Annotated in this window: 9 protein-coding genes; 7 read left to right on the forward strand and 2 right to left on the reverse strand. The window is 41.7% G+C overall.

The window, feature by feature from the left end; all coding sequences use genetic code 11:
- Positions 1–179: 179 nt before the first annotated feature.
- The 3 genes from HGG78_RS16340 to trmL all read left to right on the forward strand — a co-directional run bounded on the left by HGG78_RS16340 (position 180) and on the right by trmL (position 2,836).
- The gene (locus tag HGG78_RS16340) at positions 180–866 is read left to right on the forward strand and encodes a response regulator (protein WP_053309621.1); all 687 of its coding nucleotides are present in this window, start codon (positions 180–182) and stop codon (positions 864–866) included.
- Positions 866–2,269, forward strand: coding sequence for an envelope stress sensor histidine kinase CpxA (cpxA, locus tag HGG78_RS16345; protein WP_172533544.1), 1,404 nt, complete (start codon positions 866–868; stop codon positions 2,267–2,269). The genes HGG78_RS16340 and cpxA overlap by 1 nt, the downstream gene beginning before the upstream one ends.
- 90 nt (positions 2,270–2,359) lie before the next feature.
- The gene (gene trmL, locus HGG78_RS16350; RefSeq protein WP_172533545.1) at positions 2,360–2,836 is read left to right on the forward strand and encodes a tRNA (uridine(34)/cytosine(34)/5-carboxymethylaminomethyluridine(34)-2'-O)-methyltransferase TrmL; all 477 of its coding nucleotides are present in this window, start codon (positions 2,360–2,362) and stop codon (positions 2,834–2,836) included.
- 81 nt (positions 2,837–2,917) lie between these two features.
- Here the strand turns inward: trmL and cspE are convergent, their stop codons facing one another.
- Positions 2,918–3,130, reverse strand: coding sequence for a transcription antiterminator/RNA stability regulator CspE (gene cspE, locus HGG78_RS16355; RefSeq protein ID WP_013855834.1), 213 nt, complete (start codon positions 3,128–3,130; stop codon positions 2,918–2,920).
- A 341-nt stretch (positions 3,131–3,471) separates the two neighbouring features.
- Positions 3,472–3,978: an FxsA family protein gene (locus tag HGG78_RS16360; protein WP_172533546.1), complete on the reverse strand. Its 507-nt coding sequence runs from the start codon at positions 3,976–3,978 to the stop codon at positions 3,472–3,474.
- Between the two features lie 799 nt (positions 3,979–4,777).
- On the opposite strand from HGG78_RS16360, the gene HGG78_RS16365 reads away from it, so the two are divergent.
- The 4 genes from HGG78_RS16365 to HGG78_RS16380 all read left to right on the forward strand — a co-directional run bounded on the left by HGG78_RS16365 (position 4,778) and on the right by HGG78_RS16380 (position 12,803).
- Entirely contained in the window at positions 4,778–7,444 is a 2,667-nt protein-coding gene (locus tag HGG78_RS16365; RefSeq protein ID WP_172533547.1) for a M60 family metallopeptidase, read from the forward strand.
- Positions 7,445–7,911: 467 nt separating this feature from the next.
- The gene (aspA, locus tag HGG78_RS16370; RefSeq protein ID WP_168520761.1) at positions 7,912–9,360 is read left to right on the forward strand and encodes an aspartate ammonia-lyase; all 1,449 of its coding nucleotides are present in this window, start codon (positions 7,912–7,914) and stop codon (positions 9,358–9,360) included.
- A gap of 162 nt (positions 9,361–9,522) precedes the next feature.
- On the forward strand, positions 9,523–10,830 hold the full coding sequence (locus tag HGG78_RS16375) for an anaerobic C4-dicarboxylate transporter (RefSeq protein ID WP_172533548.1): 1,308 nt from the start codon (positions 9,523–9,525) through the stop codon (positions 10,828–10,830).
- A 527-nt stretch (positions 10,831–11,357) separates the two neighbouring features.
- Positions 11,358–12,803 (forward strand): YfcC family protein, encoded by a 1,446-nt coding sequence (locus HGG78_RS16380; protein WP_172533549.1) that lies wholly within the window; start codon positions 11,358–11,360, stop codon positions 12,801–12,803.
- The last annotated feature ends 751 nt before the right edge of the window (positions 12,804–13,554 follow it).

Genomic DNA, 13,554 nt, shown 5'->3' on the forward strand with positions numbered 1-13,554 from the left:
TTCACCAAGTGGATTGTTAAGAGGCTGTGTTCTCAGCGCTTGAATATAGAATAGATGCTACAAGGTAAAGCGACGTATAGTGAGCGTAAAGAATCGTAAAGAGCGACTCACCCACTGAATATCTGCGCTATTTCACAGTAAACTATACCCAAATAACCTGATAACGCACGAGGCTGCACATGGCACATATTCTTCTAATTGATGACGATACCGAGTTAACAAGCTTACTCAAAGAAGTTCTAAGCTATGAAGGCTTTGAAGTATCAGAGGCCAATGATGGAGAAGCCGGTCTCGCTACGATACATAGCGGCATTGACTTAGTGTTGCTGGATGTGATGATGCCCAAGCTTAATGGCATGGAAACACTCAAACGGCTACGAGAGAACTGGTGTACTCCAGTGTTAATGCTGACCGCCAAAGGCGAAGAAATCGACCGAGTCATTGGCTTGGAACTGGGCGCTGACGACTATTTGCCCAAACCCTTTAGCGACCGCGAATTACTGGCCCGCATCCGCGCTATCTTGCGTCGATCACAGCCCAATAACAGCACCAAATCGAGTGATGTTATCGAATGTCAGGACATTCAGGTCTATCCGAGTAAACAAGAAGCTTATTGCCAAGGTCAATTACTCGACTTGACCACCACTGAATTTGCGCTACTTACACACTTTGTGCAAAACCCAGGAGAAACACTCACTAAAGAAAACCTCAGTATCGACGTATTAGGTAAAAGACTCGCCGCATTTGACCGCGCAATTGATATGCACGTTTCAAATTTACGAAAAAAATTACCAGAGCGCATTGATGGTAAGCCACGCATCAAAACGCTACGTGGTCGTGGCTATTTAATGATTTTGGAGGATTAATGCACCTACCCAAAATAAATAGCCTCTATGGCCGTATTTTTGCCATTTTCTGGCTCACGATGCTACTGGTACTGATTGCAGTGCTAGCTTTGCCACACCTTGACCCTCGTAAAACACGCGATCTTCCTAGTGATGAATATCAACGCCTTGAGATGCTGAAAGAAAAGATTGAGCATACCTTTAAAAACGACAACGAATTAACGCGAATTCTTTTTCAACTAGAAAGCAGTAGCAACATGCAACGTGGAGAAGGTCATAAACGCGATAATATTAATCGTCCCCATTTTTTTATCACCCAGCTAGATGGCACCATTTTAACCACAAAGACTCAAACCGACTTCAAATTGAAGGTGTTACAGAATTTTGTCACTAGTATTGAATCGATTGATAAGCCACAACAAAAGCTTTACGGCAAATACATGCTGGCAGGTCCGGTACCGATCACTCTCGCCAAACAAGATTTATTACTTTACGTCGGTATTCGCTGGAATGAGCCTCCCCCATTCTTACTACAATTGTTTGATCGCCCCTTTCAATTGCTGCTTGCGGTGATGCTCGTCAGTACCCCACTATTATTGTGGCTAGCATGGGCATTGAGCAAACCAGCAAGCCGCTTAGAGCAAGCAGCCAAACGGGTTGCTCGTGGCGAATTCGTGGTTGATCCACAATTGGAAAAAGGCACCAATGAATTTCGTCAAGCAGGAGAAAGCTTTAACCAGATGGTCGAAGCCGTGAACCAGATGATTTCGGGACAGCAACGGTTGTTATCTGATATTTCTCACGAGTTACGCTCACCACTAACACGGCTGCGCATGGCAAATGCACTTGCGGTTCGTAAACAAGGTGAGAGCTCTGAATTAGAACGGATTGATACCGAAGCGCAACGCCTAGAACAAATGATTGGAGAGCTGTTGCAGCTTTCGCGCATGCAAACTGACAGCCATTTAAGTCGCGAAACACAGCCTCTGTCTAGCTTATGGGAAGAACTGCTGAACGATGCTCAATTTGAAGCGGAGCAAAGAAATAAAACTCTCAGCTACAACCCCATTCCCGATAGATCAATTGTGGGTAACCCGAAACTCTTAATGAGTGCGCTAGAAAACATCGTACGTAATGCTATTTACTATGGTGAAGATCAGATCAAAGTGACCTTCTCTACTAATCAAACAACGCTTTTAGTCAGTGTTGAGGACAACGGTGAAGGTGTTCCCGACAATGAGTTGGACGATATTTTTCGTCCATTCTATCGCGTATCAACCGCGCGAGATCGCCACAGTGGCGGCACTGGCTTAGGTCTTGCCATCACAGAAAGTGCTATTCGCCAACACTGCGGAACCATTACAGCCAGTCGTAGCGAGTTAGGCGGCCTAAAAGTACAAATCACATTGCCACTTAACGCCTGATTCAAACTCATCCTATAAAGTGGTTGCTTGTAACCAATGCAGCGACCCCTTTATACTGGCCACACATATTCCCTAAAGAGCCGCTATAAGATGTTTGATATCGCACTTTACGAGCCTGAAATCGCCCCTAACACTGGCAATATTATTCGTTTATGCGCCAATTGTGGTGCCAACTTACACTTAATTGAACCACTTGGTTTTGATTTCGAAGAAAAGAAAGTGCGCCGTGCAGGTCTCGATTACCATGATTTAGCGCGAGTAACGCGCCATAAAGATCTTAATGCGTTTATGGAATACCTAAATAATGAACGCAAAACCTATCGAATTTTTGCCTGTACCACCAAAACCACAGGTCATCATGTCGATGCAAAATTTCAAAAAGGTGATGTGCTAATGTTTGGCCCTGAAACCAGAGGATTACCCGCAGAGGTGATTGAAAGCTTACCGATGGAACAGCGTATCCGTATACCGATGATGCCGGATGCTCGCAGTTTAAACTTGTCGAATGCAGTCGCCATTATTGCGTTTGAAGCATGGCGTCAAATGGGCTTTGAAGGTGCACAGTAGCAGCCCCAAATAGTTAACAAACCTGAAATAGCAAAAAGGTCGCCTAAGCGACCTTTTCTATATTCTGTATATTGGACAGAATTACAATACGGTTACTTGAGCCGCTTGTAGGCCTTTTTGGCCGTTTTCTACATTGAAAGACACTTTTTGGCCTTCAATTAGAGTTTTGAAACCGTCAGAAGCGATTGCATTGAAGTGTACGAACACGTCAGCGCCGCCGTTGTCTTGAGTAAGAAAACCGAAACCTTTAGTTTCGTTAAACCATTTTACAGAACCAGTTGTTTTGTTAGACATAATGTGTCCCTTTTATTTAAATTCATAGAGTTATCGTGCTTATGCACAATGCACTGAAAGATTGAATTATTTAATGTTACTAATAAGGTAAGGGAAACACTGAGGACAACAACTTTTACGATGGGATTCTGAGAATTTACTTTTACTTTTATTTTTTGTTTCATTAATAACCCTGAACAACAGAGCGAGGCCACTATAGGCCTTTAAATTTAACTAAGCAAACTATTTCGACATTTAATTTTTAACATTTATTTTAAAAGCGTAAATAATAACAGTAAAAAGACCCGCCCCCCACATCACTTGAAGTTGTAACTTCAGTGATGTGGGGCAACGAGCCTTATTTAATTGAGTTTATTGCGGTCATTATCTTTACGTTCAAACTCACCTTCAAATGTATCACCTTGCTCTGACGAGCGGTGGGCATCATGATGGAAAGGGTCATGTTCATAGGGGCTAGAATGAAAACCGCCACGAAAGCCACTCGCCATACCTTTTACCACCATTTTGCTCATCAGATACTTAGCGATAACAGCTCGTGGGGCGGGTAGCAACACCAGCATCCCGAGCGCATCCGTCATAAAACCAGGGGTTAACAACAACACGCCAGCCACAGCCAACATTACCCCTTCAAAAATCTGCTGAGCGGGTAATTCTCCTTGCTGCAAACGATTTTGCACACTCAGCAAAGTTTGTAGGCCTTGGCTACGAACTAAAGAAGCACCAACAAATGCGGTAAGCAGCACTAGTGCGATCGTTGGCCACAATCCTAAAATGCCACCAACTTGAATAAATAGACCAATTTCTATAATCGGTACAAAAATAAAGAGTAAAAGTAAGATAGGAAACACACGCCCTCCTTTGTTGCTCTACACATTAGCGCCTACACTCAGTGGCCGCAAGTAGTGAAGCACAGCGACAACCTAATCCGCCACTAACTTATGTCACAATTTGTAATTGTGCTCCCTGCCTATACCCAAACAACTTGAAGTTGCAGGTAGGCGGCAAGTGAGTTCATCCCCATGAGCATAGATAAACTATGTGATTGGGGTGAGCGAATGTAGCCAACACTGCTGCAATTTCAAGTAGGAAGGGTATAAATCAAAGAGATGTAAAAATTCACTTTTATATCTCTCTCAATTTCATTCTCACATTCACAATTCATAAACTATTTTCAATGTCATCATAAAAATCAATAAATAGTATAAAAATACGAGAACTCAACACGATAAAAAACTTTGGTTTTGTGGCTAGTCTTTATCGGCTATCTCGCGTGCGTATTACTATCATTTAATAACGTAGTCGCATCATTTTTTATCATCAAGCATAGAGATTCAAAGCTTATAATATCTATCCTAGGTCAATACCAAAGCATTACAGCTCTATCTAATCCACATAAAACCAGAAAATTCAATATACACAAACAAAAATTCCACTTTATTCATGCGATCCCCATAGCGAAAAAACAACACGCTTAATAACAATGGTTTGAATTTAATTAAAAATAAACAATAGCAATAATAAATAACAATGGAACTTAGCTATCCAATACAAATATAACCTTGAGCCAAGGTTATATTTGTAAATGATTTTAAATCATTGTATTTGGAGTTTTAATCGCTCGTCGTTTAACATCAACAAAGAAGGTTTATGATGAAAAAAAATCTAATCTCACAGTCAATTCTATTGGCCATTTTTTTTACAACTATAACTAGCGTAGAAGCAGCAGAACCTAGTAGAGAAGTCACGGTAGAACAAAGATATAACCCTGGGAGGTTTTTACAAGAACAACGTCGTTCCTTCCTAGCACATCCAGTTCAGTCATCTGGCTTCTGGGCAAAAAAAGGAGATGAATTGGTTATTAACTATAACTATGATGGCGCTAGTCTTAAAGATAAACCCCAAATATGGATAGTTCCAATCAAATATAGAAATGAAACTTTGGTATCTCCTCAAAAAATCATCCTTGAAGCAGGTAATAACCGTATTAACGTTGAAGAAAATGGCGTAATTTATTATGCACCGATGAGCCCACCATCGGATTTATCACTGACATTTAATATATTAAGTGGTGGCCGAGAAATGCCACGTTTTATTTTAAATGAAGACAGTGATGATGACTGGCAAGAAATGTTATCTCGTTATAATACGGCACTATATGGTGAGCTAGTTGGTGAAAGAATGATTATCACGTTACCCATAACTCATATGAATAAAATAACTAATCCAACAGAGATAATGAGCACTTGGGATCATATCGTTAACTTAACTGAAGAGCAATATGGGTTAGGTGAGAATAATAATCCCCCACATTCTGCAACTAAATTACAATATTTATTCCAATCAAAGCCAAATAATACTGGTGGCTATATGTCAGCTTCTAATTATTGGTTGGGCGCTAACGAAGATGGCTTTAACGATGTTACAACAAAAATTTCCAACTCTTGGGGACCATGGCATGAGCTAGGACATCACTACCAATTACCATTCATGACTTGGAATGGCCTTACTGAAGTGACGGTTAATTTAACGTCTCTTTATGTACAGCGTGCTCTTGGGCATTCATCACGACTGATTTGGTCCAACATATTCTCTTTTTTTAATAGCCATCAAACTTACGATGAATGCCGCGACCTATTCGTTAAAGTTGCAATGTTCTGGCAACTTGATCTAACCTTTGGTCAAGACTTCTATGCTCGCTTAGGTAAGCGAATACGCACAATGCCGACAAGCGAATTGCCATTAACCGATGATGCTAAAAAACAATCATTTATTTTGGAAAGCAGTCGAGTATCAGGGTTTGACTTGACTCCATTTTTCGACGTTTGGGGGCTGAGCGCAACGCAAGAAACTAAGCAGAAACTTCAGGCATTAAATCTTACTACCCTAGATAAACCTATTTGGCAAAACACCGATCAGAATAAGCCTTTTACCTATCCGCTATCACAACAAAATATTAATACGGAATTAGTTTTACCTAAAGTGATTGCTCCAGGTGAGACTTTTACTGTCACTGCTAATGTGACTAATCGCAACAGTGCCGGTACGTTATCGTATCAATTCCATACTCCGGAAGGATTCGAATTACTCGAATCAAACGGCAATACTGCTGTTTTTAAAGCACCGCAATACGGATTAATTCACAACTCCATTGTGATTGTTAAAGTGGATGTAAGCGATGGCAAAACGCAGTTTCCAGCAGCCAGCGGGGCGCGAATTGCTTTACCTAACCGACATCAATCACGCGCTAGCTACTCCGACGATATTATTAAACAGCAGTTTGGTGTTGATGATCTCAGAGAATGGGACGTTAGAGATTCAGTATGGGGGGATAGACAACCTGCTCACGTCGGTGATATTTATAAATATGTCAGCAGCACAGGTCGCTATTACTATCAGTTGATTCGCGCACCTTATTATTATTTCCCTAGCGAAAGCCAAGTAAGCAATGCCTATTGGAGAAGAGTAGCACACACCGATCTTCGAACTCACTATGATAACACTGATGTACCCATTGTTGAACATACCGAGGCTAATGCTGGGGCTGACATCCAAGCTCAATTTGTCGAAAATCAGTTTTATTACCTTAATGGTTCCAATTCAACAGGAGAAAATCTCGATTTTAAATGGACAATTAAGACAGTAGAGGGGGTTGCGAGAGAAGCTATCGTTCTGAGAGAAAATCGCACTGAAACGCCTAAAATTAAAATTAAAAAAGGGTTTGAAGTATCAGATAGTATCTCAATTACAGTTAAACTTTTGGTACAAGACGAGTCGGGGAAAAAAGATAGCGATACCGTCATACTGACACTGCGAACAGATACGAACCATGCTCCTGAAGCGAACGCTAGAGTGAATGTGAGCACTGTAGAGCATGGAGCGAGTTTTATACTTAATGGCAGCCAATCAACCGATGTGGATGGCGATACTTTAACCTATCATTGGACGCAAACCGCAGGCAAACCAATCGCTTTGGGCGATACTAGCCAAGCAAGAATCACCGTTAATACGGAATCTTTAGAGAATCGCGATCAAACATTGACATTCGCATTAACAGTCAATGATGGCACAACTAGTGATACAGCGAATGTATCAGTAAATGTCACCGCGATTAATACTGGTGGAGGTGATTACGACTATGTGTATCCAAATGGGTTTGGTTCTTACGGGAATGGTACCGTGGTAAAATTCCAAGGACATGGTGTTTATCAATGCTTTGGCCCATGGTCTACACAGTGTAATAACGCCTCTTTCCTTCCCGGACATGCTGCCGATCCAAATTGGGTTAACCAACAATGGAAGTATCTTCACAATTGATATGATTCAACAAAAACATTGTTAAGCCATTAATGTTTTTATCAAGCCAGTTGATTAATATAGCTGGCTTGATTGTATGTCAAAGATGGCATTGAACCGTTAATGGGCACACTGTAGAAGCCCCTTAATGTGGTTAACAATAAAATGACGTAACACCCCCTCCACGCTAAAACCCGTACTATTCAACTCTTAAACTGCTACTTTTTCATCACAGTTTCTAGGAAAATATCCAACGTAAACTAGCGTTTGAAACATAAATTTAACGCATATTGATGCTTATGAAAATTTAATCAAATATTGGCTAAAAAAGTGATCAAGTTACTATTTTTTAATTATAGGTTGCGTATTATGTGCCACAGAAGTCAGGATGGATTTTCCAGCCAAAAACTCTGACGAATGGATTCTTAAACTGCAGAAATGGCTAATAATTCCACTAATTATCAGAATAATTCTCTAAGGATCCTGTTATGGCTACCCTATCTGAAGCAGCTATCGCTAACCAAGCCACTCGTATTGAAGAAGATCTTTTAGGTCAACGTCACGTTCCAGCTGATGCGTACTACGGTATTCACACTCTACGCGCTATCGAAAACTTCAACATTTCAAAAGCAACCATCTCTGATGTGCCAGAATTTGTGCGCGGCATGATCATGACTAAAAAAGCAGCCGCATTGGCAAACAAAGAACTTGGCGTGGTGCCAAGCCAAGTAGCTAACTACATCATCCAAGCGTGTGATTTGATCCTTGAAACAGGTAAGTGCATGGACCAATTCCCATCAGACGTTTATCAAGGTGGTGCGGGTACTTCTGTTAATATGAATACTAACGAAGTTATCGCCAACGTAGCGCTTGAGCTAATGGGTAAAGAAAAGGGTCAATATGAGTTCATTAACCCTAACGACCATGTGAATAAGAGCCAATCAACCAACTGTGCTTACCCGACAGGTTTCCGTATTGCGGTATACAACAGCATTCGTAAATTGATTGATTCAATCGAATACCTTAAAGGCGCATTTGAGCTTAAAAGCCAAGAGTTCTCTGGTATTTTGAAAATGGGCCGCACTCAGTTGCAAGACGCGGTACCAATGACTGTGGGTCAAGAGTTCCATGCTTGGGCTGTGACCATTAACGAAGAAATTCGTAACCTTGAATATACCTCAAAGCTGCTACTTGAAATCAACCTTGGTGCAACAGCAATCGGCACCGGCCTTAATGCCGCTCCAGGTTACCAAGCGGCAGCAGTAAAACATCTAGCGGCAGTCACGGGGATCGATGTTGTTCCCGCTGAAGATTTGATTGAAGCAACCTCTGACTGTGGTGCCTATGTAATGACTCACGGCGCACTAAAACGCCTAGCCGTTAAATTATCGAAAATCTGTAACGACCTACGTCTACTTTCTTCTGGCCCTCGTGCTGGTTTAAATGAGCTGAACCTACCAGAGCTTCAAGCTGGCTCTTCTATCATGCCAGCAAAAGTTAACCCTGTTGTTCCTGAAGTGGTTAACCAAGTTTGCTTTAAAGTTCTCGGTAACGACAACACCATTTCATTCGCAGCAGAAGGTGGTCAATTACAGTTAAACGTAATGGAACCAGTGATTGCACAAAGCATGTTTGAATCTATCGAAATTCTGTCTAATGCTTGTATCAACTTGCGTGACAAATGTGTCGATGGCATCACTGTGAACAAAGAAGTATGTGAAGCTTACGTATTCAACTCCATCGGTATCGTTACTTACCTGAACCCATACATTGGCCACCACGAAGGTGACATTGTCGGTAAGATTTGTGCTGAAACCGGTAAGAGCGTACGTGAAGTCGTACTGGAGCGCGGTCTGCTCACCGCAGAAGAGTTAGATGACATTCTGTCTGTCGAAAACTTTATGCATCCTCAATACAAAGCGAAACGCTACGAATAATGATGCAAGGCCCCTACGGGGGCCTTTTGTCCAACATATTAGGTTTCCTTTTACTGGCACTTTTAACTGTGCTCAGTCACCCTCTAACAACCTAATTATCTGAATATTTAATAGCTTGAATTTTCAGATAATTAAATTAAATAAAAATAATGAGGTATCCACATGGTAGCAGTTGAACTATTCATTGTTCTGCTCTTTATATTCTTAGGAGCAAGAATGGGCGGCATTGGGATCGGTCTTGCTGGTGGTGCTGGGGTTATTGCCCTGTCATTGCTGTTAGGCGTTCCAACTAGCCAATCTTTTATTCCTGTTGACGTCATTTTGATCATCATGTCTGTCATCACTGCGATTGCAGCAATGCAAGTGGCCGGTGGTATGGACTGGTTAGTTCAAATCGCCGAAAACTTTTTACGCAAACATCCTGAACGTATTACCTTTTATGCCCCAATTGTCACGTTCTTAATGACGTTATTGGCAGGTACTGGCCACACTGCGTTTTCCACCTTGCCAGTCATCGCAGAAGTAGCAAAAGGGCAAGGTATCCGCCCGTCTCGACCGCTATCGATTGCGGTTGTTGCCTCACAAATTGCCATTACAGCTTCGCCAATTTCAGCGGCGGTGGTTGCTTTTGCTGCGATGTTGGCACCGTTCGGGGTTGATTACCTTACGTTATTGGCGGTTTGTATTCCAACCACGTTTGTCGCTTGTATGATTGGTGCCTTCGTCGCCAACTTTATGGGCAGTGAATTAAAAGATGATCCTGAATATCAAGATCGTTTAGCCAAAGGTTTAATTAAACTTAATACCGAACAAAAACGTGAAATTCTGCCGACAGCAAAACGCGCAACCTTCATCTTCCTTGGTGCTATTTTCTTTGTTGTTTGCTATGCCGCCGCTATTTCTAGCTCTGTTGGTCTTATCGAAAACCCTGCCTTGGGGCGTAACGAAGCTATCATGACCTTCATGTTAGCGGCCTCTGCAGCGATTGTGCTATTTACTAAAATTGATGCAGCGAAAATTCCAGCAGCCGCAACATTCCGCTCTGGTATGACGGCATGTGTATGCGTATTAGGTGTAGCATGGTTAGGCTCAACTTTCGTCAACGCACACGTTGCTGGCATTAAAGAAGTCGCAGGAGCGTTATTGTCTGACTACCCTTGGATGCTTGCGCTGGTTCTATTCTTTGCTTCTATGCTGCTTTACTCACAAGGTGCAACAACCGTTGCATTGATGCCAGCCGCGTTAGCCATTGGTGTCGCACCACTAACGGCAGTGGCCTCTTTTGCTGCTGTCAGCGCATTGTTTGTACTACCAACCTACCCAACACTGCTTGCCGCCGTTGAAATGGATGATACAGGCTCTACTCGTATTGGTAAGTACGTGTTCAACCACCCGTTCTTTATCCCGGGCGTTGCAACTATCGCTTCAGCCGTCGCTTTAGGCTTTGCCTTTGGTAGCTTGTTTATTTAACGGTCTACCAAACATTACACCTAGGGAGCTTCGGCTCCCTTTTTCTTATGCCCTCAGCAAGACTTAAATTTAAATTTGATATAAATCAATGAAAATGCGGAAAATGAATTTTGATTAAAGATTCTATACTTTGAATAAAATTCCAAGCAATTGACTCACAGCTAGACAGCAGCCCTTTACAAAGCAAGCCCACATAATTAATAAGAATATAATTCCATTATTTACACACAATTACCCTCTATAAACTCAGCAAAAAAAACAAGGCCAATTTTCACTCTACTTTTTTGTGAAGCATCCCTAGGTTAGTTATAAGCTCTCACTTTAAAATCCACACATACACTTTTAAAACAAGAGCCTAAAAACTCAAAAATAATAAACAAACCTTATTAACCATCTTATTGATTTTTAATATCCAATAATTTTTATTCACTCATTTATTTCATGATAATAAATAATGGATGAGTTAAGAATATTAGCCGATGAAAACACTCAGAATATTTTTACTCTCTGGGTGTAAGGAGAACATTATGACAAACCAAACTGTATCTACGGAACCGAAAGGTGGCTTCTTTGCCAACTTCAAATTCCCTTCAGCTTATACTATTTTATTTATTCTTATTGCTCTGGTTGCGTTGTTAACTTGGATTGTTCCGGCAGGTCAATACCAACGCACCATGAATGAAGATTTGGGCAAAGAAGTGCCCATTGCTGGTACCTATCAGGCCGCTGAAGGCAACCCACAAGGTGTGATTGATGTTCTGATGGCTCCGATTGATGGTTTTTACGACCACAATAGCTATGAAGCGGCGGCGATTGACGTATCACTATTTATATTGGTGATTGGTGGCTTCCTCGGCTTAGTAACCAAAACAGGAGCAATTGATGCAGGGATAGAAAGAGTAACCGCGCGCCTTGAAGGCCGAGAAGAGCTCATGATCCCTATATTGATGGCCCTATTTGCCGCTGGCGGAACTATTTATGGTATGGCTGAGGAATCTCTTCCCTTCTATACGCTTCTTGTACCCGTGATGATGGCCGCACGTTTTGACCCACTCGTTGCAGCCGCAACGGTATTGCTTGGAGCGGGTATCGGTACATTAGGTTCGACCATCAACCCATTTGCAACCGTTATTGCCGCGAACGCTGCTGGCATTCCATTTACTGACGGCATTATGCTTCGCGCTGCAATGTTGGTTGTTGGCTGGATCATCTGTGTAATGTACGTTATGCGCTATGCAAAAATGGTTCGCGCCGATCAAACTAAGTCAATTGTCTACGACAAGTATGAAGAGAACAAAGCGCACTTCCTTGGTAATCAAGGCGGTGAAAAACTTGAGTTCACTGCGACTCGTAAAGTGATTCTATCCATTTTTGCTGCCGCTTTTGGTGTGATGATTTACGGTGTATCTGTTGCCGGATGGTGGATGGCTGAGATTTCCGCCATGTTCTTAGGTGCTACCATTATCATCGGTTTAATTGCTCGCATGAGCGAAGAAGAGTTCACTACAAGCTTCATAGATGGTGCGCGCGACCTACTGGGTGTGGCGCTGATCATTGGTATCGCTCGTGGCATCGTGGTTATTATGGACCGCGGTATGATAACTGACACTATTTTATTCTCAGCCGAACAAATGGTGACTGGCCTTTCATCAATCATTTTCATTAACGTAATGTATTTATTAGAAATTCTTCTTTCATTCCTTGTACCATCGTCTTCTGGCTTAGCGGTACTTACCATGCCTATCATGGCTCCATTAGCCGATTTTGCCGGCGTTGGTCGTGACTTAGTGGTTACTGCTTATCAATCTGCATCTGGTATTGTCAACCTTGTAACACCAACCTCTGCTGTAGTAATGGGCGGCTTAGCAATCGCTCGCGTTCCTTACGTGCGCTGGGTGAAATGGGTTGCTCCACTATTGGGTATTCTATGTGTATTCATCATGTTGTCTCTCAGCATCGGTGCTATGCTATAACTCAATAAACTGGTTTCCTCTCACTAATTCAAAGCCGCTTTATTGCGGCTTTTTCGCATCTAATACATTGATTAATATACCGTGTAACTCAAGCCAATCACCTTTCTTTCAACTTGCATACGCATCAACCAACGCCTGTTACCACCAATTAGAATCAGATACCTCGCCACTACTCTCCCATCGCAATCAATCATCACAACACTAGATGATAGGTCTGCTCTTAGCGAATGAACAAAACATCGATTAACAAATAATACCGAACTCAGCGAATATGAAGAATGCATATACCCAAACCATTTGAAGTTGCAGGTAGGCGGCAAGTGAGTTAATCCCCATGAGCATAGATAAACTATGTGATTGAGGTGAGCGAATATAGCCAACACCGCTGCAACTTCAAGTAGGAAGGCTATACCCAAGCAACTTGAAGTCGTTGCTTGGATAAATAACAACTTTTTATGACTAAATACGCCCCACCGTTATCACTGATTTATTTGCCTTATTAGCAAATATCATCCGAGAACAAATTAAACTTATTAAAAAGTAAAATTCCTTTCCGAACTATTGAATTTTCAAACCTGACCATGATCAACTTTCATTAAAAAAGTTTTGTTAAAAACACACTAACCACTAGGTTACATTCAATTACATACCCTTTAAAAATGCATAGAATTGACAACCCACACCATTTTTAAACCTACTGTTAATGCATAAAATTCCCACCAACACCCAAACCATTATAAATAGTAGATAC

Source organism: Vibrio aestuarianus (genome assembly GCF_012395185.1).
GTDB classification, from domain to species: domain Bacteria; phylum Pseudomonadota; class Gammaproteobacteria; order Enterobacterales; family Vibrionaceae; genus Vibrio; species Vibrio aestuarianus.

Coding starts and splice junctions, on each gene's coding strand:
- HGG78_RS16340 (WP_053309621.1), top strand. CDS start 180: ATGGCACATATTCTTCTAATTGATGACGATACCGAGTTAACAAGCTTA.
- cpxA (WP_172533544.1), top strand. CDS start 866: ATGCACCTACCCAAAATAAATAGCCTCTATGGCCGTATTTTTGCCATT.
- trmL (WP_172533545.1), top strand. CDS start 2,360: ATGTTTGATATCGCACTTTACGAGCCTGAAATCGCCCCTAACACTGGC.
- cspE (WP_013855834.1), bottom strand. CDS start 3,130: ATGTCTAACAAAACAACTGGTTCTGTAAAATGGTTTAACGAAACTAAA.
- HGG78_RS16365 (WP_172533547.1), top strand. CDS start 4,778: ATGATGAAAAAAAATCTAATCTCACAGTCAATTCTATTGGCCATTTTT.
- aspA (WP_168520761.1), top strand. CDS start 7,912: ATGGCTACCCTATCTGAAGCAGCTATCGCTAACCAAGCCACTCGTATT.
- HGG78_RS16375 (WP_172533548.1), top strand. CDS start 9,523: ATGGTAGCAGTTGAACTATTCATTGTTCTGCTCTTTATATTCTTAGGA.
- HGG78_RS16380 (WP_172533549.1), top strand. CDS start 11,358: ATGACAAACCAAACTGTATCTACGGAACCGAAAGGTGGCTTCTTTGCC.